The 25,516-nt window shown below is 36.0% G+C and carries 19 protein-coding genes; 5 read left to right on the top strand and 14 right to left on the bottom strand.

All coding sequences use genetic code 11. The annotated features are described in order from the left end of the window. Positions 1-55 precede the first annotated feature (55 nt). Complete coding sequence (locus C8P67_RS19845) at positions 56-811, bottom strand: SDR family NAD(P)-dependent oxidoreductase (RefSeq protein ID WP_115814932.1); 756 nt, start codon at positions 809-811, stop codon at positions 56-58. Between the two features lie 12 nt (positions 812-823). Then, on the bottom strand, positions 824-2,017 hold the full coding sequence (locus tag C8P67_RS19850; RefSeq protein ID WP_115814933.1) for an NAD(P)-dependent alcohol dehydrogenase: 1,194 nt from the start codon (positions 2,015-2,017) through the stop codon (positions 824-826). Between the two features lie 207 nt (positions 2,018-2,224). Here C8P67_RS19850 and C8P67_RS19855 point away from each other — a divergent pair, with 207 nt between their 5' ends. Next, positions 2,225-3,130 (top strand): helix-turn-helix domain-containing protein, encoded by a 906-nt coding sequence (locus C8P67_RS19855; protein WP_115814934.1) that lies wholly within the window; start codon positions 2,225-2,227, stop codon positions 3,128-3,130. 121 nt (positions 3,131-3,251) lie between these two features. Here C8P67_RS19855 and C8P67_RS19860 read toward each other — a convergent pair whose 3' ends face one another. Both C8P67_RS19860 and C8P67_RS19865 read right to left on the bottom strand, forming a co-directional pair. Further along, positions 3,252-3,953, bottom strand: coding sequence for a dioxygenase family protein (locus tag C8P67_RS19860; RefSeq protein ID WP_115814935.1), 702 nt, complete (start codon positions 3,951-3,953; stop codon positions 3,252-3,254). Between the two features lie 111 nt (positions 3,954-4,064). Continuing rightward, positions 4,065-4,646 (bottom strand): Crp/Fnr family transcriptional regulator, encoded by a 582-nt coding sequence (locus C8P67_RS19865; protein ID WP_115814936.1) that lies wholly within the window; start codon positions 4,644-4,646, stop codon positions 4,065-4,067. Between the two features lie 128 nt (positions 4,647-4,774). Here C8P67_RS19865 and C8P67_RS19870 point away from each other — a divergent pair, with 128 nt between their 5' ends. Next, positions 4,775-6,685: a glycoside hydrolase family 97 protein gene (locus C8P67_RS19870; protein WP_115814937.1), complete on the top strand. Its 1,911-nt coding sequence runs from the start codon at positions 4,775-4,777 to the stop codon at positions 6,683-6,685. 282 nt (positions 6,686-6,967) lie between these two features. Here the strand turns inward: C8P67_RS19870 and C8P67_RS19875 are convergent, their stop codons facing one another. Then, positions 6,968-7,414: a response regulator gene (locus C8P67_RS19875; RefSeq protein WP_115814938.1), complete on the bottom strand. Its 447-nt coding sequence runs from the start codon at positions 7,412-7,414 to the stop codon at positions 6,968-6,970. Between the two features lie 290 nt (positions 7,415-7,704). After that, entirely contained in the window at positions 7,705-8,112 is a 408-nt protein-coding gene (locus C8P67_RS19880; RefSeq protein WP_115814939.1) for a putative quinol monooxygenase, read from the bottom strand. 387 nt (positions 8,113-8,499) lie between these two features. On the opposite strand from C8P67_RS19880, the gene C8P67_RS19885 reads away from it, so the two are divergent. Together C8P67_RS19885 and C8P67_RS19890 are read left to right on the top strand one after the other, a co-directional pair. Further along, on the top strand, positions 8,500-9,201 hold the full coding sequence (locus tag C8P67_RS19885; protein ID WP_262511452.1) for an SDR family oxidoreductase: 702 nt from the start codon (positions 8,500-8,502) through the stop codon (positions 9,199-9,201). Between the two features lie 204 nt (positions 9,202-9,405). After that, the gene (locus C8P67_RS19890) at positions 9,406-9,681 is read left to right on the top strand and encodes a hypothetical protein (protein ID WP_115814941.1); all 276 of its coding nucleotides are present in this window, start codon (positions 9,406-9,408) and stop codon (positions 9,679-9,681) included. A gap of 207 nt (positions 9,682-9,888) precedes the next feature. Here C8P67_RS19890 and C8P67_RS19895 read toward each other — a convergent pair whose 3' ends face one another. From C8P67_RS19895 to C8P67_RS19915, 5 genes are all read right to left on the bottom strand, one after another. Beyond that, on the bottom strand, positions 9,889-10,224 hold the full coding sequence (locus C8P67_RS19895; RefSeq protein ID WP_115814942.1) for a hypothetical protein: 336 nt from the start codon (positions 10,222-10,224) through the stop codon (positions 9,889-9,891). A gap of 25 nt (positions 10,225-10,249) precedes the next feature. Beyond that, positions 10,250-10,414 (bottom strand): hypothetical protein, encoded by a 165-nt coding sequence (locus C8P67_RS22215; protein WP_170141498.1) that lies wholly within the window; start codon positions 10,412-10,414, stop codon positions 10,250-10,252. Positions 10,415-10,595: 181 nt separating this feature from the next. Then, a complete protein-coding gene (locus C8P67_RS19905; RefSeq protein WP_115814944.1) occupies positions 10,596-11,183 on the bottom strand; it encodes a YciE/YciF ferroxidase family protein in 588 nt (195 codons plus the stop codon). Positions 11,184-11,208: 25 nt separating this feature from the next. Further along, entirely contained in the window at positions 11,209-13,368 is a 2,160-nt protein-coding gene (locus C8P67_RS19910) for a catalase (RefSeq protein WP_115814945.1), read from the bottom strand. 188 nt (positions 13,369-13,556) lie between these two features. Further along, complete coding sequence (locus tag C8P67_RS19915; RefSeq protein ID WP_115814946.1) at positions 13,557-14,138, bottom strand: YciE/YciF ferroxidase family protein; 582 nt, start codon at positions 14,136-14,138, stop codon at positions 13,557-13,559. A gap of 266 nt (positions 14,139-14,404) precedes the next feature. Between C8P67_RS19915 and C8P67_RS19920 the strand changes: the two genes are divergently transcribed. Beyond that, the gene (locus C8P67_RS19920) at positions 14,405-14,902 is read left to right on the top strand and encodes a CinA family protein (RefSeq protein WP_115814947.1); all 498 of its coding nucleotides are present in this window, start codon (positions 14,405-14,407) and stop codon (positions 14,900-14,902) included. Between the two features lie 8 nt (positions 14,903-14,910). On the opposite strand, the gene C8P67_RS19925 is transcribed toward C8P67_RS19920, so the two are convergent. The 3 genes from C8P67_RS19925 to C8P67_RS19935 all read right to left on the bottom strand — a co-directional run bounded on the left by C8P67_RS19925 (position 14,911) and on the right by C8P67_RS19935 (position 25,435). Further along, on the bottom strand, positions 14,911-17,544 hold the full coding sequence (locus C8P67_RS19925) for a CheR family methyltransferase (RefSeq protein ID WP_115814948.1): 2,634 nt from the start codon (positions 17,542-17,544) through the stop codon (positions 14,911-14,913). Between the two features lie 279 nt (positions 17,545-17,823). Then, complete coding sequence (locus C8P67_RS19930) at positions 17,824-19,047, bottom strand: sensor histidine kinase (RefSeq protein WP_115814949.1); 1,224 nt, start codon at positions 19,045-19,047, stop codon at positions 17,824-17,826. 25 nt (positions 19,048-19,072) lie between these two features. Continuing rightward, positions 19,073-25,435, bottom strand: coding sequence for a HAMP domain-containing protein (locus C8P67_RS19935; protein WP_115814950.1), 6,363 nt, complete (start codon positions 25,433-25,435; stop codon positions 19,073-19,075). Between the last annotated feature and the right edge of the window lie 81 nt (positions 25,436-25,516).

Genomic DNA, 25,516 nt, shown 5'->3' on the forward strand with positions numbered 1-25,516 from the left:
ATTTTCTACACAGAAATATACATAAAAACTTCTTTTTAATTCTGATAATTAAAAATTACTGTACAGTGTAACCTCCATCTACAGCAATAGCCTGCCCAATTACATAAGTAGATGCGTTGCTGCAAAGCCAAAGCACTACATCAGCAATTTCTTCTGCCCTGCCTAAACGCTTAATAGGAAGCTGCTCTATCATCGCATTCATCGCTTCTGCCTGACCAACCAGCATATCTTCTACCATAGGCGTTACAATGATTCCAGGACAAACTGCATTGATTCTTATGCCCTGAGGAGCGTATTCTAACGCAGCACTTTTTGTCATACCTAAAATCCCATGTTTTGAGGCATGATAAACAGCACGTTCTGGCAAACCAACCAATCCGCCTAAAGAAGAATTATTTACTATAGCACCGCTGCCTTGTCTGCGCATCTGCTGCAATTCGTACTTCATAAAGTTCCAAATACCTTTTAAGTTTACGTCCATAACTCGGTCGTATATTTCATTGCTTACATCTGCAAGTTCTTGCGGAGGTGCTTGTATACCTGCGTTATTAAATGCAAAATCAATACTCCCAAATTGTGCTACAATTTTCTCAACAGTTTCTTTTACCTGTTTTTCATCGGCTACATCGCAGATAAATGCTTCAGCTTTATATCCTGCTGCTTTCAGTTCTTCTGCCTGTGCGCTGGCGTCTAATATATCGACCAAAGCTACATGAGCCCCCGCTGCTGCAAATGCTTTAGCTGCTGCAAGTCCCATTCCCATTGAAGCTCCAGTGATGACTGCCACTTTATTTTTAAATTCTTCTTTCATTTTTTCTGTTTTTTAAAAAGTTGAAGCATCAATTACATAACGGTAACGTGCTTTTTTATTTACTACTTTATCCCAAGCCTCATTAATTTGATCTGCTTTGATAATCTCAATCTGCGGATAAATTTTGTTAAGTGCGCAGTAATCCATCACTTCCTGAGTTTCTGGTATACCTCCAATAAGTGAAGCATTGAAATTAACGCGGTTGAATATCATACTGAAATTATTGATTGTCAACTCACCATTTATTGGCATTCCCACCTGAGTAAAAAATCCGTTTGGTTTAACACACGATATGTAATTTGTCATCTCATAAGCGTATGGAACTGTCGAAATCATATAATCCAATTTCCCAAAAAGCGGTTTAAGCTGATCCTGTTTTTCATCTACAATGATTATCTCTTTAGCCCCGAATGATTTGATGTCGTTTAATTTATCAGCAGAAGTTGTGAAAGCATAAACATCAGCACCTTTTGCTGCTGCTATTTTCACGGCAAGATGTCCAAGTCCTCCAATACCGATAACACCAACTTTATCCCCTTTTTTTATACCTGTTTTCATCATAGGCGAATAGGTTGTGATACCCGCGCACAATAATGGTGCTGCATATTGCAGGTCAATATTTTGAGGAATCTTGATAGCAAAATGTTCCGTAACCACAATATTATTTGAATATCCTCCTTGTGTAATTCCGCTTGGCGATGTTGGATCTGGCGCACCGTAAGTCCCTACCATACCTGTAGTTTCACAGTGATGTTCTTCACCATTTTTACAGCTTGTACATTCCATACAGCTGTTCACCATACAGCCAACACCTGCCTTATCCCCTACTTTAAACTTGGTTACTTTTTTACCCACGGCAGCAACCAAACCTGCAATTTCATGACCTGGCACCTGTGGATATTTCTGTGGTCCCCAGTGATCTCTTATAGTGTGGATATCAGAATGACATATCCCTGAGAATTTGATATCGATAAGAATATCATAATCCCCTATTACTCTGCGTTCGAATTCCCAAGATTGAAGAGGTGTTTCTTTATCTGTTCCAGCATAACCTTTTGATTTTATCAATTTATTCATAGTACCATTTTTAATTTCATTATTGTTATTATTCTTTTCGCTGGCAAGCAAACCTGAAACATCTGCAAGTACGAGACCAGTTCCGGCAAATGCTGCCTGCTGTAAAAACTTTCTTCTTGATTTTTCCATAACCTGTTTTCTTAACTAATTATATATAACCTGATCTGCCATTTTATTCACAAAAACAATCACACTGATTTATTTTACAAAATTCGGGATAACTGTAAAGATGAAGTTTATACATTTTACAGTTATATATACCACTTTTACCTATTTAGATTATAGGAGATACAATAGGCAGTTAGATTCTCTACCTTTGTTTAAAAATTACTTTTTATGGATGCTATAGAAAGACTAGATACAGTTAAGCAGTATAATGATTCGGTAGGTGCTGATACCCTGCATCCGCTTGTATCGGTAGTAGATTTTAAGAATATTTCCCCGTTCAGTTACTTCCGCAGGTATATGGGTGTTTATGCTGTATTCTTAAAAGATGTAAAATGTGGCGAAATTACCTATGGATGCCAGCCTTATGATTATGAAGATGGAACTTTGGTCTTTATTGCACCTGGACAGGTTTATGGGATAGATACTAAGGGAGAAAAAATTAAGGCAAAAGGAAAAGCATTGGTTTTTCATCCGGATCTTATTTCAGGCACAAGTCTTGGAAAAACCATTAAAGACTATTCATTTTTTTCCTATCAGGTTAATGAAGCACTGCACCTCTCTAAAAAAGAAAGAGCCATTATTAATGATTGTTTTGAAAAAATTGCAACTGAAATCGAATTGAATATTGACAAACACAGTAAGTCTTTAATCGTATCCAATATAGATCTGTTTCTGAAATATTGTATGCGTTTCTACGACCGTCAATTTATCACCAGAAACCATATCAACAGTGATATACTTACCCGATTTGAGCATTTGTTAAATGACTTTTTTAAATCAGGAAAACCAGCCCTGATTGGGCTGCCGTCTGTGGGGTATTTTGCAGATCAATTAAATTTATCTGCTAACTATTTCGGTGATTTAATTAAGAAAGAAACCAGCAGTACGGCATTAGAATACATACAATCCAAATTGATCGAACTGGCGAAAGAAAAGATATTGGAAACCAACAAGAATATAACAGAAGTGTCTGATGAACTTGGTTTTAAATACCAACAGCACTTTACACGATTATTCAAACAAAAGGTTGGTATGGCACCGATTGAATTTAAAAGCTTAAATAAAATGAATTAATTTCTTCAATAATTTTTTAAATAACTGACTTTATAATAATATTTAACCAGCTTTTACCCTCTCAGACTCAAAAGTTAGCAAAAAAATATAATTTAGTTGAAATAAGGAAGTTTTCAGCTTTTTATGACACTGTTATAATTTTTGTAAGCGTGTAACCATCACTATTATTCCCTGTTACACTGTCAGCCATATTTCGGCTTAAACTATCAGAAAACAAAGAATCCTGAGTATTTGATCTATCTGGTGCCCCATTATAGCCATTTGAAGCATATACTGATGAATAAGCCGCTACCGGAAAAGCAATTTGTGTAACCAAAAGTGAATTTCCTCCTGCAGTTAAAACCTCAACATGTATATGTGGTGCCCTGCCCGGATACCAGCCTGGAAAAATGCTTATAAAAGATACTTCTCCCTTGTTATCAGTAGTTTGTCTTCCACGAAGAAAATTTTGACTGGTATAATTTATTGCCTGTAACTGATTGCCTCCATATTGCGAATAATTTCCATCTTTATCGCATTGCCATACATCTACTAGAACACCTTCAAGCGGCAGGCATCCGTTACTTTGATCCTGAACAGTTATTTTCATTAATAAAGGTACGCCGCTTCTATCACCTATTATATTTGACTGTGCCAATTGTGCCGGAGTTTTAATTGGAAAAGGCCCAATCATTTCAACAGGCGAAACCTGACAGCCTTGTGCATCAGCCAAAGTTTCCTCTTCTTCTTTGTCGTCTTTTGAGCATGAAGAAACAACGGACGGCATTACCGCCATTGCACCTAAACCTAAAAATCCGTTTTTTAAAAATTTTCTTTTGTCCATGATTTTTTATTTATGTCAATAGCAGGCCATAAAAAATTAAAACTGCCATTCTGCAAATATGCAGCTACTTTTACTTTAAAAACATTGAACAAGTTCAATAAATACAGCAGTTTATTTACTAATGAAAAGCTTTTTCCTGATTTTACTCAAAAATTCATGGCTTATGCCTAAATATGCGGCAATCTGTAAATTTGTAAGACGCTGGGAAAGCTGCGGATATTTTTCGATAAAATCCAAATAAAGCTGATCGGCGGTTTTACTAAGATTATCCATCATACGCTGCTGCAGAGCAATATGCGTTTTCTGAGTCATAATCCTGAATAACTTTTCAATCTGTGGAATATTATTGTATGCATATTCTTTGTCATTTTTTGAAATGAGCAAAATTTCACTATCTTCTAATGCCTGAATATGCAATTTGGAGAAGCTGGCATTTGTAAAACTTTCCAAATCGGTTAACCACCAATTCTCAATGGCAAAATATAGAATCTGCTCTACGCCATTTGGATGGATATGATATATTCTAAAAAGTCCTTTTTCTACAAATCCTTCAAAATCACAGATTTCTCCCTCTTTTAGCAAGAAACTTTTTTTTCTGACTGATTTATTTTGAAACAAACCACAAAAATCTGTCATTTCAGATTCTGAAAGTGAAATGTATTTGGAGATATATTCCTTTAAATTATCTTTCATGATATCAATAGTGGTATTTTATAATTTGTTTTAATTTATATTTGTTAAAAATACACTTATTATTTCAAAGTCTATTCTTCAGAATTAATTTTGACACAGAATTCAATCAGCAAAACTATAATCTAATTATGAAAAAATTGCACTTCCTCTTTTTGTTTTACTTCATTTTTTCCTTTTGCGTAAAAGCACAAGAACTTCTTTCGCCAAACAAAAAGATCAAAATTGCTGTTACAATTCTTGAAAAATCAAACAATAACCAATTACAGTTCAAAATTTTATATAGCAAAGACAAACGATTTATTGAAGTATTACCTTTATCCTCTTTAGGAATTACAAGAACAGACGAGAACTTCATCAATAATATGGAACTTTTAAACGTCTCAAAAATCACATCAATTGATGAAAAATATGAAATGATTATTGGTAAAAAAAAGCAGAGAGAAAATTTTGGCAATGAACAGATTTTTTCTTTTAAAAATAATAACGGCGCTCTTATGAATATCATATTTAGAGCCTATAATGATGGTGTTGCTTTTCGATATGAATTTCCTGAGAAGACAGGTTCTAAAATTAATATATTATCAGAAAACACTTCATACATTCTGCCGGAAAACACCAATAGATGGATGCAGGAATTTGAACTTTCTTATGAAGGTTTTTATCCAATAAATACAGATGGAAAAGGTAAAAAGGTACAGCATTGGGGATTTCCTGCTCTATACAAAGTGAACGAAGAAAATGTTTGGGCAATGATTTCAGAAGCTGATTTATCTGAGTATAACTGTGCTGCCAGTCTTAGGAATTCAAACTTATTGAATAAGTATTCTGTTTCTTATCCAGAACCAAGAGATAATTTTAAACAAACTGGAGCTATAGGTTTTCTGCCTTGGAAATCGCAATGGCATACACTCATAATTGGCTCTCTTTCTGACATCACAGAATCTACATTAATTGACGATGTAAGTCTGCCAAACCAGCTGAAAAATATTGACTGGATTAAGCCCGGCGCAGTTTCATGGATATATTGGGCAGAAAATCATGGTTCTAAAGATTATAAAAAAGTCATCACCTACATTGATCTGGCTGTCGAAATGAAATGGCCTTACGCACTTATTGACTGGGAATGGGATGTAATGGATAATGGCGGAAATCTAGAAGATGCTGTTAAATATGCTAAATCTAAAGGAATTAAAATATTACTCTGGTATAATTCCGGAACGTCATGGCTGGAACCAACTCCCTGGGATCGGTTATTGACACCAGAAAAACGAGCTGTGGAATTTGCATGGCTTAGAAAAATTGGAATTGACGGAATTAAAGTTGATTTTTTCGCCGGAGATCAACAGGATATGGTTAAAAATTATATCGCTATTTTAAAAGAAGCAGCTCCATATCAGCTAATGATTAATTTTCATGGTGCTACTCTTCCGCGAGGATGGGCAAGAACCTATCCAAATTTGCTGACAACAGAAGCCGTTTATGGAGCTGAATGGTATAATAATCTTCCAGTATTAACTAATGAGGCAGCAAGACATAATACCACCCTTCCCTTTACACGTAATGTTGTTGGTTCTATGGATTACACCCCTGTGACCTTTTCTGACAGCCAACATCCTCATATAACAACAAGAGGACACGAATTAGCTTTGTCCGTAGTTTTTGAGTCTGCTCTTCAACAATTTGCAGACAGACCTGAAGTTTACAAAAATCTCCCCGCAGCTCCGAAAAATTTCCTAACGAATATACCAGTGACATGGGATGACACGAAATTAATCGACGGATATCCTGGTGAAAAAGCAGTAATAGCGAGAAGAAAAGGAAATATATGGTATATAGGAGGATTGAATGGAAAAGACACTCCCGAATCTTTTTCATTAAATTTAGACAAAATTCTAAAGTCAAAATCTACACTTGAAATTATAACTGATAATTCGGATGGAAGTTCATTCACAAATTATACTGTTAACATAAAAAAAGGAGAGCTTTTTAAAATAAACTGTCTTGCAAGAGGCGGATTTACTGCCATTCTAAAAGAATAATTTTTGACCTATTATCAATATTAGAAACTAGTCAGACAGACAGCAGTGTTCACAAAAGGACAGTTGTATTTACTACACAGCATATCAAAATTGACAGAATGCGGTTATCAATTACAGCTGTACTTTTTTGATTTTGCACTGAACGGCTTACGATCCCGCTAAAATCAATTAGTTTATTCTGAATCTTGTTTTATTAAAAAATGAATGCGCAGTACCTAAATGCAATAAAAGTACAAGACAATTAATAAGTAAGCTGTAGACGAAAAATAATAGTTCCCGCAATCAGATTAGGCGAAATTTTCTATCGATGTTTGAGTTCAGATCCATCTTCAGTATATCTCCAAGAAAAGATTTCAGAGCATTAAAACAGTTTGGCTTTACGGCATAATATGTGGCCCCAATTTTTTGAGCCTTTTCCATGCTTAAAGGATCATTGCTGGTAGAAAGCATAACAATAACTACATCTCTTAAACTCTCTTTCTTGCTTCGAATTTCTTCTACGCATTCGAAACCATTTTTTCCAGGCATATTGATATCAAGAAAAATAATATCAGGCAGACCGCTAGATACTTTATGCAGAATATTCATGAGCTGTGTCCCATCTTCAGCTTCTTTCACAACTACGTCAGGGGCGATTTCCAACAGTGCATCGGCAAAGAAAGCCCTGTCGTCTTCATCGTCATCAGCTATATAAATATATTTGGCGGGATTTTGTTTTTGTACAGCCATAAGTTCTATATTTTAAGTCAAACATAAGACAAGAATCTAAGAATCTGCAAATGTTTATATTTAAAATATAAGCGTCTGTAAATCGATAAACGACCGAATTATATCCGTGTAAACGGTTAATAATGGTAAATGTAATCATTTTTTAGGAATAAACTCATGGAAATCAATTTTATTCTTCTGCAAAATAAATCGTCATACGCAAAAATGACTTTACCGCTTACAAAGTTTTTCACAGCAGACTGAATGGAGTTACATAAACTAATAATTCTTCTCTTTTGAATTTTAAGTTCTTAATTGTATTTTTTGAATATTACTGGCATTGTTTCCACATCCAAAACATCCATATCTATAAGCTTTAATGACTTGACCATTTTAAGTGTAGATGATTTATAAACCAAGAAATGTGGTGTTTTTAAATGCGACTGATAGGAGTCTTTATCAGCATAAATTTCAAGAATTCTCACCTGATTTGGGTTTTCCTTTTGAAACATCGGGAAAATTGCAATTACGCCAGGTTCTAATCTAACGGATGCTTCTGATTCTTCTTTAAGTATTGTTTTATACTGCTCAAGAAACTCAGGAACAATTTCAATTTCCGAAATTCGAATCATCTGATCCTTCTTTTGAGCACTGACCGCTGAAAGAGAGAAAAAAGTAAAAAGAAACAATACCGCTGTTTTATTAAATGGGTTTTCCATATGTTTATTATTTGGTTTGTCTGAGATTATAATTTTGCCGAAACTTCTTTAGCTGTTTGAGCATATCCCTCTGTGATGCAATTTACATAAAAACAAAATACATTTACGAATGGGCAAATACAAATTATTTGATCCTGTGGTGAAAATAGTACTGCTGTAGAATTTATAATTATTGTTTATAATTCTGTAAAAAGAACCCAACCCGTAATTTTAAATTTGTTTATGAACAAGTTACAGTTTATTTTGATTCTAATGTTAAAACTCTTTTCAAAAGATCAGGTTTCAATTGGCAGAAAAAGCAACAAAATAGGTGCAAATACTAAATAATAGATTATAGAAAATTTATCTAATTATTTCAGACAGAATATTGACAAAAAACGCATCGTTATAACTGGCGGAACTACTGGAATAGGAAAAGCCGCTGCACAGTTGTTAGCTTCACTCGGCGGTCATGTATTTATTTTTGGAAGAGATAAAGACAAGCTCAATACTGCTATTGAAGACATTAAAAAACATGCTACAGGAGAAGTATACGGTCTAACAGCTGACATTTCAAAACAGGAAAGTATGCAGATAGTCTGGGACGAAATAGATAATTTAATGGGCGGTATCGATATCTTAATTAATAATGCTGCACTCCCCGCCAATGGAATTATTGATGAAGAGTATGAAAACATTAAATACATTCTTGAAACTAACATTTTGGGCTATATCGCATTTGCCAAAGAAGCAGTTTCCAGAATGAAAGAACAGCAGGCAGGACATATTATTAATATTGGATCGATGAGTGCTGAAATACAAGAAGCAAGCGGAACAATTTATGTCGCTACAAAAGCTTCAATTCGAGGCTTCAGTGCTGCCCTAAGAAAGGAAATCAATCCGCTTGGAATAAAAGTTTCTCTAATAGAACCTGGCTCTGCCATCAGTGATTTGCATCCGGACACGAAAGAGCAGCAAAGAGAAAAAGTTAAAAAAATGGAAATGCTGGAAGCAGAAGATATTGCTATGAGCATCTTGTTTTGTCTTGCGCAGCATGCACGCTGTGATATTGTAAGTATGCAGGTGAGACCTCATTTACAGCTTATTTAAGAGCTATTCTTGTGTCTGGAATTCCTTATTACCACACAAAAGCTTTCGAGTTAATTCAAAATCAATAACCAGCTGTGAATTATGTAATTATATGCCATACTATATATAAAATTACTATTCATAGTCATTCTACTTTTGTCTATAGAAACTATCACTTATACAGAGAGAAACTCTTTAAAAGAAATAATATAAAAAAAACGCATTATGAACTTAGCAGACACAAACCGTTACGAAGATCAGTTTTATCAATTTGATACATCGCGATATGAAAATATGTACCGCTCTTATCGAGTACCACATCCAATAACTGATAATGCTGAACCAGATTACGGAAATGATCTGGTCAATATAAAATTGAATAAAGACTTTGATAATGAAAATATTAAAGAGAAAGAATGCATCCAAAATTCAGCTGACTGTGACGAAGCCGACACTGATTTTGATAATGAAAATCTAAGATTAAACGGGAATGAATCCTAATTTGAATTGAATAGTACTTTCATAAACGACCGTCTTTTCAGATGGTTGTTTCACTCATTTTTGTGCATTTTAATCTCTAATTAATTTCGATTTTTGAATTTGCGATAAGCAGGTTATATTTTAGAAAAGAAACTATTCTGCTATTGTAATTTAAAATAAATTGCCTTATTCAATTTTACTTGAAAAGGCAATTTAATTATCACGCATCTAAAGACTGCGTCTATTTCCATCGTTTCCTGGGTCAGGTTTATATTCGTCGTCATCATCTTCTGAATCATCGATAGTATCCTCATCATCGTCATCGATAACAGATTCGTCAAACTCCTCATCATCATCATTTTCGTCATCCAAATCTGCATCATCGAGATCGCTTTCTTCCTCAAAATTTTCATCCGGATCGTAAGCAGGCTGTGAAGAAGTATCATTATTCTGCTGAAAATCCTGATTTGAATTATTCGTTAAATTTTCAGAATCGGTATTACCTAGTGATTCAGTGTAAGTATAATCGTCTTGATCATAATTACGGTTTTTATTATCTTCCATAATTTCAAAGTTTAGTTCTAGTAAATTATTTTTTGGCAGGAGTTTTTTTCACTGCTTTAGAAGCATCGCTTCCAGATTTTTTATCAGTGCTTTTTTTAGTTTCGGCAGTAGTACTTTTATCTGTACTTGCTTTTTTGGTGTTTTTATCATCCACCTTTTTTTTGCTGTCATTATCAGTTGCTGTTTTCATGCTTTTTTTTGCTGTCATTATCAGTTGCTGTTTTCATGATTTTTAAATTTTAATTATTACTTTTTCAAATCTATATACAAAAACGACCAACTTTTTACACAATTAAATTTTGTAATTATATAATTTACAGCATTTTACTATTTATAAAAATATTTAAGATCCTGTTTCCTCAAAAGATGCATCAACTGGCTTTGAAAGCTGTACACGCTTTAAAATTGATTGAATTATAAGCCGCCACATCACTTAAAATCATATCTGCTTCTTTCTCTTCAGCTAAAGTCTGGCGAAGCAGTTTTGCTGCATCATTTTCCCCCAGAGTGGTTGCAAAAGCATATAACATACCATAACTGGCAATTTCATAATGTTCAATTTTTTGAGAAGCACCAATGATTGCAGCATCACGAACTGGTCCCTGCGCTGTCTCTCTAAGAATGTTTTCTCCTTCTTTAATAATGCCTGTTATAGCTTCGCATTTTTTTCCTTCGGCAGTTTCATTCAAAAGTTCAAAAACTCTTTCTAATCTAACCACCTGATTTTTGGTAATAAGAATATTTTCCTTGATAGCTGCAGCAAGACTTCCTGAGGTGCAGTTATCTGCCATTTTTGGCAATGCTTTTAGCAAAGCATTTTCTGCCCAATAGATATCTTTCAAACTGTCCAGAAACAGTTCTCTCATATCTGAAGCTGCATCAGCAGATGCCAGAACATAATTTTCACTTTTGTTTGGACTCGTATTTATTTCTGTTGTAATCTTATCTGAATTTTTCATATCCTTTTTTTTAATATTTTTATATCTATAAAACTAATACAGCTTCACGATCCCAATAACGGTGCCCGCTCATTGCTGTAATGAACTGCATGGCAAAATCCGGATCTCCAGAAACATCACCTATAATAATTCCGCCATCATAATCGCCTTCTTTTCCAAAATTGGTTACATCTAATAGTTCAGTACCATTTCCTTCTGTACCTATAATTTTGCAGTGTTTATAAGCATCCGTCAGAAATTCTATTACATTATTATTCTCCGATAAATTATTAATTCCGTCGCCAGCTGGTATAAATACAGCATCAAACAAAACTGATGAAGCTGTCAAGAAACTAAAATCTACAGGAATTAATGCGTCCGTATCTGTGGTTATAAATCCTAGATGAGGTGCTATAATGAATCCTTTTGCATCCATTTTTAACAGTTCATTTTTAAGATTCATAACTGATTTTTCACTTACACCATCATTACATACAAAAGCAACCTTTCTCGATGCAATAGTTGGAGTAACTGTTGGATTTTTAATCATGTTCAGCGCATCCGAAGTCATTACCGGCTCTAGTATTTCTTTTGGTTCCTGTTTGCCGGGCACTGCATCGGCACCTATTCCCTGATTCATTGGTTTTTCAGGATATTCTGGAACGGCCGCTCCAAGTGTTTCGGCTACTTTTTCGGCTAAGGATGCATCAATGAGTTTGATGATACCAAGCATCCGTATTCTAATCGCAGTAGTTTCTACTTTTCCTAATTCAAAACTAAATGCTTTGGCAATATGATTTTGTTCTATTGGCGTCTGGCTTAGATAAAACATACGGGCCTGAGTAAAATGATCTGAAAAACTTTCGCTTCTTTCACGGATTTTATGTGCTTCGATGCGTTCATTAAAACTTGTAAATCCTCCCTCAGCAATCATAGCCTGATATGGGCATCCACCTCCCAACGAATTTGGATAGTAGCTTACTCTGCCTGTATTAATTTCCTGGCGCATATGTCCGTCGCGCTGATTATTGTGAGTTGGAGAAATAGTTCTGTTAATAGGTATTTCATGGAAGTTTGGACTTCCTAATCTTGAAAGCTGCGTATCCGTGTATGAAAACAGCCTTCCTTGAAGTAATGGATCATTTGTAAAATCGATTCCCGGAACAACATGACCAGGATGAAAAGCGATCTGCTCTGTTTCTGCAAAGAAATTATCAGGATTGCGGTTCAAAACCATTCTTCCAATAATGGCAACGGGAACAAGTTCTTCGGGAATTAATTTGGTAGGATCTAATAAATCAAAATCAAATTTATGCTCATCTGCCTCTGGAATAATCTGAACGCCTAATTCCCATTCAGGAAAATTACCCATATCAATTGCCTGCCAAAGATCTTCTCTATGGAAATCTGGGTTTTTGCCCGATATTTTTTGGGCTTCATCCCAAACTACAGCATGTGTTCCGAGTTTTGGTTTCCAATGCAGTTTAACAAAATGAGATTCATTTTCTGCGTTGATAAATCGAAAAGTATGAACGCCAAAGCCTTCCATCATTCTGAGGCTTCGAGGAATTGCTCTATCCGACATAAGCCACATGATCATATGTGCAGATTCGGGCATTAAGGAAATAAAATCCCAAAAAGTATCATGTGCTGATGCTGCCTGCGGTATTTCATTATGCGGTTCCGGTTTTACAGCGTGAACCAAATCGGGAAATTTATTGGCATCCTGAATAAAAAATACAGGCATATTGTTACCTACTAAATCATAAATTCCTTCCTGAGTATAGAATTTAACCGAAAATCCACGAACGTCTCTAGCAAGGTCAGTAGATCCTCTCGAACCAGCTACTGTTGAAAATCTGGCAAAAACAGGTGTCTTTTGTCCTGCTTCCTGCAAAAACCCAGCTTTCGTGATTTCGGGAATAGGATTTGTTACTTCAAAAAAACCATGAGCACCAGATCCTCTTGCATGTACAATCCTTTCTGGAATTCGTTCATGATCAAAATGAGTCATTTTTTCACGGAAAATAAAATCTTCCAATAAAGATGGACCTCTTTCTCCTGCCTTCAAAAGATTATTATCATCATTAATCTTTACACCCTGATTTGTGGTCAGAAACTTATTAGTACCATCGGACTTCTCTGATTGCAAATCCTCTTGCTTTTTATCCTGAAGGTTAGGATAATTGGTATTTGCTTTTTTCATAACAAAATATTTTATAGTTAATACATTGTAAAACAAACAAATAATGTCTGCAATAAGTTACATGATTGTAAGGCTGTATTTATAGAATTATAACTTTACTGCAATTAATAAGGTGCAAAAAAACCTGTAATGTTACTGGCACATCACAGGTTCAAAATAATAAAACCTACTCATCACAATAAGTTTCATTATTGCTGATCTTCATCAGCGGCATCAAAATTGATGGTATTGTAAGCCGCATCTGTAAGCTGCTGATCTGCATCTTTTTCTTCTGCCAAGGTTTTTTCCAGCATTAATACAGCATCATCCTCTCCCAAAGTCTGAGCGAATGCTGCAAGTGTGCCATAAGTAGCAATTTCATAATGCTCTATTTTTTGTGAGGCTGCAATAATACCCGCATCTCTTACTGGTCCTGCTTCAGTTTCTTCAATGATACTTTCGCCCTCTTTAATAAGACCTTCCATAGCATCGCATTTTTTAGCGGAAGCTTTTTCTCCTACAGATTCAAAAACCTTCTCCAATCTTGATACCTGTTCTTGTGTAACTGCCAAATGGTTATTAATAGCTGTGACTAGATTTTCGGATGAAGCATTTTTAGCCATTTTTGGAAGTGCTTTTGTCAATGCTTTCTCTGCCCAGTAAATGTCTTTCAAAGAGTCAACGAATAATTCTCTTAAACCGTCTGCAGCACTTGATTTCGCTTTTGTAACACCTTTACTATTGGATTTTGATGCACTTGCTGTCTTTTTTTCTTTTGTTTCAGTTTTCATGATATTTTTTTTAAATGATTAACATTCCAAATGTAGATAAGCTCTAAATCATTCATTTATATAATTATTTATCATAGTTATATCATTTTAAGGTGCTGAAATAGTCATTTTTAATACAAGAAAATAAGTACAAGTTAATTCTGTAAAACCATTCCATAATTATATAAATCTTAATCAATTCTCTTAAGTATTTTTGATAATGGAAATTCTAAATCACCTTCAGATTAAAAATTTTCTTTTTACAAAACATTTAATATTCAATAGTTATGCCTTCAGAAAGTATTATTAAATGCGCCAAGATTCTGGCTGACAAAAAGTGGAATATTGCCTTTGCAGAAAGCGCTACGGCGGGAAGAATGTGTGCCGAATTTTCTCTGACCAGCGAATCTGGTAAAATCCTTCGTGGCGGCATAAATTGTTATGAAGTTTTTGTTAAAGAACAAATTATGAATGTACCGCATAAACTTATTGAGCAATTCACTCCAGAATCTGAACAAGTTACCCAAAAACTGGCTGAATCCTGTGCTAAGTTTTTTAACGCAAAAATCTCTGTCGCCATCACAGGACTAACAGCTCCTGGAGGAAGTGAAACCTCTGAAAAACCTGTTGGCACAATTTTTATTTACATAATTACGCCCTCCGCAAAAATTAATCATCATGAAGTTTTTAAAGGAACTCCAGAGGAAATAGTACTGCAGGCTGCCGACAAAGCAGCTGGACTAATTGCAGACAGCATCAATAGTAATTCCTTCCAAATGGTATAAGCGTGAAACTATAGAGGGAGATAAATATAGAAAGCAGTACCTAATCCTGGTGAACTTGATGCCTTAATGAAACCCATATGATTTTCGACAATTTTTTGTACCAATGTCAGCCCGAGACCAGTTCCATACTCTTGGTCATTACTCTGCAGTTTATAAAAGGGGTCGAAAATCAATTTTTCAAAATTCTTACTAAAACCAATACCGTTATCCGTTACCGATAACCTGATATATTCTGTAGCTCTATGATGAGGCAGCCTTTGTAATTCTTCTTTATCAGGTAAGTGTATGCTTATTTTAATTTGCGGAACCTGATCCTGTTTGGCATACTTTACGGCATTGGAAATCAAATGCCAAAAAAGAAGATGAATCTGCTCAGGTATAATCTTCAAGGAAGGCAATGAATCAAAATTTATTACTGCATTGCTTTTATTAATGACAATTTTGAGATTATTAATTGCTTTTTTCAGAAGCAGATTAAGATCTGTTTTTTTAAATTTCTTCTCAGCAAAACTAATTTTAGAATAACTGATAAGGTCTTCAACGAGCTGATCTAGATTAGCTGCTGTCGATAATATCCGCGTCAGATTGTGTCTGCTTGATTCCGATAAGCTGGGTTCATTATCAATAATTTTTTTGCCAAACATATAAATTTTCCGAATTGGATCAAGTACAGTACTGCTTGCAGCTAATGTAAATTTTTCAAGCTGCTCATTATAGTTTTCAAACTCCGTATCTTTTATTTTTAATAATTCATTACTATTTTCTAATTCCGAAATATCCTCAAGAGTAATAAGAATCATATCTTCCGGTATCATTGAAACATTTACAAGCATTGTTTTTTGGGTGACAGGATCAAAATAAAATTGTATTTTGAAATTCTCAACTGTCTCATTTCTTCGGATTTTGTTAAAAAATGACTCCTGAATTTCTGTGCTACTCCAATGCAGATTTTCTAATTCAAATATCGGAAATCCTTCTGTCTGTTCTTGATGTATTCTAAAACAGCTGTAAAACGAAGGATTGGCGCTATGAACTATAAAATTTTTATCAATTATAATAAGCGGCTGACGAATTGTTTTTACAATTGATTCGTAAAAATTTCTCATCGATGACAATTCACTTCGATGGTAACGGAGTTCATCATTTGTACAAGACAGCTCTTCATTATTTGATAAAAGTTCCTCAGCGGAGCTTTCCTCCATAAGACGGTTTTCTTCCTTTTTGTTCCTGAATATTTTTTGCTGGCTATCAACCGATATAAATAAATTTTGCATCGTCAAAACCAATTCTGACTTACCTAGAAATAGAAAACCTTTCTCTCTTAAAGCGTAATGAAATTTTGAAAGCACCTGACTTTGCAGTGTTTCGTCAAAATATTTTAAAACATTGCGGCAGGATATCAAATCAATTTTTGAAAAAGGAAAATCTTTGGTGAGATCATGCACAGCAAAAACACAAGAGTCCCTTATAATTCTATTTATATGATAGCCGTTGTCTTTTTTTGTAAAGTATGATGCCAGCCTATTTTCATTAATGTTTTTTAAATCCTGATGCGAATACAATCCCGCTCGGGCTTTTTCAATGCATTTTTCCGAAACGTCCGAAGCAAAAATCTTAACACTTATATCATTCTTATTATTTATCTGCAGATATTCATCAATGCAGATTGCTAATGAGTATGCTTCTTCGCCTGTGGCACAGCCTGCGCACCATATTCTTAATTCCTTATTGGTGAGCGTTTCCATCAGAACCGGAAAAACAATTTTGGAAAGGTTATCGAAATAAGGCTGATCCCTAAAGAAATAAGTTACCGAAATAAGAATGTCATTATATAACAGGTCCTGTTCGCTAGTATTATTTCTAACTATGCTGAGGTATTTTTCTATAGTTTCCTGTTTGGTGACCACCATTCGCTTTGCAATTCTCCTGCGAAGTATCTGCTGCTTATAATTATGAAAATTAGTGCCCGATTTTAATACGATGATATTAATTATACTATTATAAGTATCTGCATAGGATGCTGAAATATCTGTCTCCTGATACGCATGATTTAGCAGATAGCTGTTTTTTATTTCGACAAGCGTAACTGCTGTATCTTCAGGAGTTGTAAAATAATCAATAAATTCAGAAGCTTTTTCATGGAGCGAACTATTTTTTACTGCAGAAACTGTTGCACCTCCACATTCCTTAATTTTTTTAAGACCGTAAATACCATCCAGCAAAGACCATGAAAGCAGTAGCCCAACAGCATAATATTCATATTTATCAGCCAGAGCATTAAAAAACTGATCTATACAGTTAGCAGCTTTGATGCTTCTGGTAAAAGTTTCTAATTTTAAAACATCACCTTCTAAAATGAGAAAATTATTAGGAGGGACAACATAAACAGTATTTGGGTGCAATTCAACGGTGCTGATAATTTCCTGGACTGGCAATATTGAATGACCGCTTAATTCATCAGCTAAATTGTCATGCTGTGGCACAGCAAAATTTTCCACAATTATAAATGCCATGCCTACATTAGCTGGAAATTGAGCAATAATTTTTTTTAAAGAATCAATCTCAGTTGCAGCAGTCCCAATTCCTACGACAGGGAAATGTTGGCTGATAATAGGATTTTCTGTTATTTCCACTGCATCCATACCTTTATTTTTTTGAATTAGCGGCTATTTCCGCAAAGGACAATGAATACTTGGTGCATTTAACAGAAGCTGACTGCTATGAATGTATAAAATCATGCTGTCCTTACATTAATTTTAAATCAACGTAAAATTGGCTAAATCTGTTGATAAAGATCTTATACAATTCATGGATAATATTGTATAATTCGAATTGAAATCGACTGATTATATGAGTTCTAACTTTAATTTTTAATAACTACCGCACTTTTTATGTGAACTATTTTTGTCATATTATCAATATCAGCAAGGTATGTAAATATTAAAAGTCACTCCTTTCATAGTTTGCCCTTCTGCTTCAATATAACCGTTATGATTTTCGACAATTTTCTTTACTATTGCCAGTCCTATGCCGGTTCCCTCATAAACATCTCTTCCATGCAGTTTTTGGAAAACACCAAAAACTTTCTCATTATACTGAGGATCAAATCCAATCCCATTATCAGAAAAACTAAGGTGGCAATAATCCCCCTCTTTGGATAAATTTTCAATTTGTAAATCAGAACCAGAGACAATTCGGCTTTTTATCTGGATTCGTAGCTGCACATCAGGACGGGCAAACTTAATGGAATTATGAAGCAGATTCTCCATTAACTGCACGAACTGAAATGCAATAATCTTGATTTTATCATGAAAATCAGTTTCAATTACTACATTTTTTTCGAGTAAATTTTCACGCAATGCTTCCTTCACATCAGCAATAATAGTATTCAAATCTGTATTTATATACTTTCTCTCCACAAGGGTTGCTCTTGAAAAAGTAAGCAGGCTGTTAATGAGTTCACGCATTCTATTTGTGGAATATAAAATTCTATCAAACTTAATCTTTCCGTCCTCGGATAAATTTGGATACTCATTGGTTAGTATCAGATTAGTAAATGTCTGAATTTTTCTTAGCGGTTCCTGAAGATCATGACTGGAAATATACGTGAAGGCATCAAGTTCCATATTTTTCTTTCTAAGTTCTTCAGCGTGTTTTTGAATGGCATCATTCTGCGAAGCGAGCTCATTATTTGCTTTTAAAATTATTTCATTAAGTGCATGTGTTTCTTCTTCCTTAATTCTCAGCTCTTTATTTTTCCTGAATAATTCGGTAAAGATTGTCACTTTTGCCTGTAATATTTCTGGTGATAATGGCTTAATCATGTAATCAACAGCTCCCGACTGATAGCCTTTAAATATATATTCTGTCTTATCCATATTGGCAGTAAGAAAAATAATAGGAACATTTTTAAGCTTATCACTTTCACGTATTAATTCGGCAGTTTCAAAACCATCCATTAATGGCATCTGTACATCCATTAATATAATAGCAAAATCCTGATTTTTTAAAAGAATCCGTAACGCATCCTTGCCAGACGTAGCCTCAACAAACTGGTAGCCGCGATCTGCCAGGATAACTTGTAAGGAAAGCAGGTTTTCCTTTTTGTCATCAACTAGTAAGATTTTAATTGCGTTATCTTCCATTATATTTTTTAATTGATAAAATTAATTATTTAAGCCAAACCCGCATCAGCGAAGACAATTGTTCAACGTTTACAGGTTTTGTAATATAATCTGAGGCACCCGATTCTATGCAGCGCTGTCTGTCTCCTTTCATCGCTTTTGCCGTCACGGAAATAATTGTCAGGTCTTTGTGTCTGGCATCCTTGCGGATACGTTTCATGGTTTCATAACCATCCATTTCCGGCATCATTATATCCATCAGAACAATATCAATATTATCTTGTTCTGTAAGTATATCAATTGCTTCCTGACCGCTCTCTGCACTGATGACATCTAATCCATAACGTTCTAAAGCCGTAGTCATCGCAAAAAGATTACGAACATCATCATCTACCAGTAATACTTTTTTACCTGGCAGTACATCCTCTTTTAAATAAAAAGATTCAATACTTTCTCTCATTTCAGGAGGCAGTTCTTTATGAACGCGATGCATAAACAAAGCTGTCTGATCAATTAGTTCATCCATAGAATTGGCACTTTTTACAATTATGCTGTGCGCAAATCTGTTAAGTTTTGTCTTTTGCTTTTTGGTTACATCAGCTGCTGAATGTATAATTATTGCTGTTTCCTGTCCTGCAAGATTGTTTTCTAGATCCGTAATAATTTCAAGACCGTCAGCATCTGGTAATTTTAAATCCAAAATAATACAGTCAAACGAATGATCTCTGATTAGTGCAACAGCAGCTGTAGCCGTTTTGGCACTAAAGACAGAAATATCATCACCATCTACAGCATTTAAAATTCTGTCAAGTTCTTTTTGATTGTCGTCTACTACCAGCAGATTTTTTGTTTTTTTATTTTTAAAATCATGAATATCATTAAACAAATAAGTCAAAGAATCGTTCTTAACCGGTTTAAGGAAAAAGTTTCTTGCGCCCCGTTTAAGTCCTTTATTTCTTTCATCCTCTCCAGAAATAATATAAACCGGGATATGACGAAGATTAAAATCTGTTTTTAATCTGTCGAGAATTTTCCATCCGCTGGTGTCCGGCATATTAAGATCCATAGTTATGGCGTGAGGATGAAACTGATTTATAAAATCAACGACGTCATTTCCTTTTGTTGTAACTATAGCCTTTATTCCGTGGATATGCGCCTGTTCGAGCATAATTTTGGCAAAGGTCAGATTGTCCTCGGCAATCAAAAGCACTTTATCGTCAGGTTTAATATCGGTTCTGTCATCGCCTACCTCATCAACAAAAAATAAATCAATATCAGATCTATTAAATTTTTCGGACGGCAATGATTTTATTTTTCCTTTTACATCTGATTCTTCATTGACATCAAGATTCTCTATTTCTGCAATATGTACATATTTCAAAGGAAGGAATAAAGTAAATTTACTTCCAACATTGGTCTCACTTTCCAGTTCAATGCTTCCTCCCAGCAAATCAGAAAGTCCGCGGCTGATAGACAATCCTAATCCAGTACCGCCGTACTTACGGCTGGTAGAACCTTCTGCCTGCTGGAAAGCTTCAAATATTAAGCTTTGTTTTTCTTTGGAAATACCGATACCCGAATCTGTAATTTCAAAAGCAATTACTGCCTCTGCATTGTCAAGACTTGGATTTGCGGTTTTCCAATTGTTATTGGCTTTGTATATTTTAAGCTGTACTTCTCCTTTTTCGGTAAACTTGAAGGAATTAGACAACAGGTTTTTAAGAATCTGATTCAGCCTTTGTGAATCTGTTTCTATTAGTTCAGGAAGATCGTCCTCCATACTGATTTTAAATCGAAGATGCTTAGCTTCCGAAATTGGATTGAAAGTAGATGCAACAAACCTGCTGATTTCTTCAAAACTAATTGGATTATAATCAACTGAAATGTATCCGGATTCAATTTTAGATAAATCCAAAATATCATTAATAAGCTGGATAAGGTCATCGCCGCAGGAATTAATTGTTTTGGCAAACTGAATCTGTTTTTCAGAAAGATTTCCATCTCTGTTAACGATTAATTCGTTGGCCAAAATCTGTAAACTGTTTAATGGAGTGCGCAGCTCATGTGACATGTTAGCCAAAAATTCGGATTTATATTTTGATGTTAAAGTTAACTGATCTGCTTTTTCTTCCAATGCTTTTCTGGCAACCTCAACTTCCTGATTCTTCAATTCTACCTCTTCCTTCTGATTGGCTAACAAAAAGGCTTTTTCTTCCAATTCTTCATTGGTATTTTTCAGCGCCTCTTGCTGGCTTTTTAACTCCCCTGCTAAAGATTGAGACTGTACTAATAATTCTTCTGTTCTCGAATTCGATTCAATCGTATTCAATACAATTCCGATACTTTCTGTTAATCCTTCAAGAAAATCTAAATGCGTCTGACTAAAAGTATCCAAAGAAGCTAATTCAATAACGGCCTTTAACTGGCCTTCAAAAAGTACCGGAAGAATGATAACATCCTGAGGTTTTGCATCACCCAATCCCGAATTGATCCTGATATAATCTTTAGGCACATTACTCAGAATAATTCTTTCTTTCTCTGTTGCAACCTGACCAATTAATCCTTCACCCATAGCATACTGCGTCGGAGAATTTTTTCTTTTGATATAAGCATACGAAGCAATCAGATTCAGTTTTGAGTCTTCGAAATTTTCATCTTCCTGCAAAATATAAAACAGTCCGTGCTGTGCAGTTACAACGGTAGCCAGCTCAGAAAGGATTTTTTTTGTAACCGAATTTAATTCTTTTTGCCCCTGAAGCATCTGGGTAAACTTAGCCAAATTCGATTTCAGCCAGTCTTGTTCCTGATTCCTTAATGTGGTAGCTTTAAGATTCGAAATCATCTGATTGATGGTATCTTTCAAGGCTTCAACCTCTCCTTTTGCTTCAACACCAATAGTTCGCGTTAAATCCCCCTGAGTTACCGCAGAAGCCACCTCGGAAATCGCACGTACCTGAGTCGTAAGATTCGCCGCCAGCTGGTTCACGTTTTCGGTCAGGTTTTTCCAAGTCCCGGAAGCTCCCGGTACATTTGCCTGCCCTCCTAATTTTCCTTCTGCCCCTACCTCACGTGCCACAGTCGTTACCTGATCGGAGAAAGTGGCAAGCGTATCAATCATTTCATTGATTGTATCGGTAAGTTGTGCTACTTCCCCTTTGGCATCTATCGATAATTTTTGTTTCAGATTTCCTTTGGCTACAGAAGTTACTACTTTTGCAATACCACGCACCTGAGAAGTCAGGTTAGAAGCCATTACGTTAACGGAATCTGTTAAATCCTTCCACGTTCCAGCAACTCCTTTTACTTCAGACTGTCCACCCAGTTTTCCTTCGGTACCCACCTCACGCGCAACACGAGTAACTTCCGAAGAAAAGGAATTTAACTGTTCCACCATCGTATTGAAAGTGTTTTTCAAATCAAGAATTTCCCCTTTTACGTCTACGGTAATTTGTTTCGAAAGGTCACCATTTGCTACCGCTTTGGTAACATCGGCGATATTACGCACCTGACCTGTTAAGTTAGATGCCATCTGGTTAACCGAATCCGTTAAATCTTTCCAAGTTCCAGCAACTCCCGGTACGAATGCCTGTCCTCCCAGTTTTCCTTCCGTTCCTACTTCTCTTGATACCCTTGTTACCTCCGAAGCGAAACTTCGAAGCTGATCCACCATCGTATTTACTGTTTCTTTCAATTGAAGAATTTCCCCGCGTACGTCTGCCGTAATTTTCTTGGACATATCTCCGTTTGCTACAGCAATCGTCACCTCGGCGATATTACGTACCTGAGTTGTTAAGTTACCCGCCATCTGATTTACCGAGTCGGTCAAATCTTTCCATGTTCCTGCAACTCCCGGTACATTTGCTTGTCCTCCCAGCTTTCCTTCTGTACCAACCTCACGAGCCACACGAGTTACCTCAGATGCAAACTCTCTCAGCTGATCCACCATCGTATTTAAGGTTTCCTTCAATTGAAGGATTTCCCCACGTACGTCAACCGTAATTTTTCGAGACATATCTCCGTTGGCAACAGCAATCGCTACATCGGCAATATTACGTACTTGCGCCGTTAAATTCCCCGCCATTTGGTTCACTGAATCCGTTAAATCTTTCCAGGTTCCCGCAACTCCAGGCACATTAGCCTGACCTCCCAGTTTTCCTTCAGTACCAACCTCACGGGAAACCCTCGTAACCTCCGAAGCAAAGCCTCGAAGCTGATCCACCATTGTATTAATCGTATTTTTTAATTCTAATATTTCTCCTTTTACGTCAACGGTAATCTGGAGCGATAAATCTCCTTTTGCCACCGCGGTTGTTACCTCGGCAATATTACGAACCTGACCCGTTAAGTTCGATGCCATCTGGTTTACCGAATCCGTTAAATCTTTCCAAGTTCCACCAACACCTTGTACTTGTGCCTGTCCTCCCAGTTTTCCTTCGGTACCAACCTCACGCGCCACACGGGTAACCTCTGAGGCAAAAGAGTTCAGCTGACCCACCATCGTATTGATCGTGTTTTTAAGTTCCAAGATTTCTCCTTTGGTATCAACGGTAATCTGACGAGACAAATCTCCTTTTGCCACCGCAGTTGTTACCTCGGCAATATTACGCACCTGACCTGTTAAGTTTGATGCCATTTGGTTTACCGAATCTGTCAAATCTTTCCAGGTTCCTCCGACACCTTTTACTTTGGCCTGACCTCCCAATTTTCCTTCGGTACCTACCTCAAGTGCCACACGTGTTACTTCTGATGAAAAGGAATTCAGCTGATCCACCATTGTATTGATGGTTTTCTTCAACTCCAGAATTTCCCCTTCGGCTACAGCCGTAATTTTTTTCGAAAGGTCACCATTTGCAACAGCGGTTGTTACCTCAGCAATATTCCTTACTTGGCCTGTCAAGTTAGAAGCCATCTGGTTTACCGAATCGGTTAAATCTTTCCAAGTTCCACCAACACCTTTTACTTTGGCTTGACCTCCTAATTTTCCCTCAGAACCTACCTCACGCGCCACACGAGTTACCTCGGCACCAAAAGAGTTCAGCTGATCCACCATCGTGTTGATGGTATTTTTAAGTTCCAAGATTTCTCCCGCTACGTTTACGGTAATTTTTTTGGAAAGGTCACCTTTCGCAACCGCTGTTGTTACCTCGGCAATATTACGAACCTGACCTGTCAAGTTAGATGCCATTTGGTTTACCGAATCGGTCAAATCCTTCCACACACCACCAACACCTCTTACTCTCGCCTGACCTCCCAGTTTTCCTTCTGATCCTACCTCTACCGCCACACGAGTAACCTCAGATGAAAAGGAATTCAGCTGATCCACCATCGTGTTGATGGTATTTTTAAGTTCCAAAATTTCTCCTTTTACGTCAACGGTAATTTTTTTGGATAAATCTCCTTTTGCAACCGCAGTGGTTACATCGGCAATATTACGAACCTGACCTGTCAAGTTAGACGCCATCTGGTTTACGGAATCCGTCAAATCTTTCCAAGTTCCTCCAACGCCTTTTACCTGTGCCTGTCCTCCCAATTTTCCTTCGGTTCCAACCTCACGCGCTACACGGGTAACCTCGGATGAAAAGGAATTCAGCTGATCCACCATCGTGTTGATAGTGTTTTTAAGTTCCAAAATTTCCCCTTTTACGTCAACGGTGATTTTTTTAGACAAATCCCCTTTTGCAACCGCTGTCGTTACATCAGCAATATTACGCACTTGACCAGTTAAGTTGGAAGCCATTTTATTCACCGAATCGGTCAAATCTTTCCAAACCCCACCTACTCCTCTTACTTTTGCCTGACCTCCCAGTTTTCCTTCGGTACCTACCTCACGAGCCACACGCGTTACCTCCATCGAGAAAAGATTCAGCTGTTTTACCATTCCGTTTACCTCCTTGGCAATTCTAAGAAATTCTCCCTGAAGCGGATTTCCTTCGATAGAAAGAGGCATTTCCTGAGATAAATTTCCTTTTGCCACCGATGTAATTACGTGCGCAATTTCGATAGTAGGATGCACCAAATCAGATATCAATGTATTTACAGAATCTATACAGGAATTCCAAGAACCTCTTGCTCCGTCGAGCACAACTCTATTGGTCAATTTTCCTTGTTTACCAATACTTTTACCTACTTTCTGGAATTCGAAAACCATGTTTTCATTAAGATCAATGATTTCGTTCAAGGTGTCACATATAGATCTTTTAACTCCGTTCTCATCCGTTGTGAAACGCTGGGTAAAATCACCGTTCTTTACTTTTAATAAAATCTTCAAAAAATCCTCATCAGTCAAAATTGATTCTTCCGAATTATTCTTCTTCCCCTTTGATTTTGACGATTTTTCACTAGAAACAACAGGAAGTATAATTACAGCTTTCTGAGATGTTTCAGCATTATTATTTTTATTTTTTTTCATACTCTCAACTCTTTATCGAATGATTAAAAAATCTGATACTGACTAAACTTGATTAACTTCAATTACGTAAAAAATAAAATA

The organism is Flavobacterium aquicola (genome assembly GCF_003385115.1).
Lineage (GTDB): Bacteria > Bacteroidota > Bacteroidia > Flavobacteriales > Flavobacteriaceae > Flavobacterium > Flavobacterium aquicola.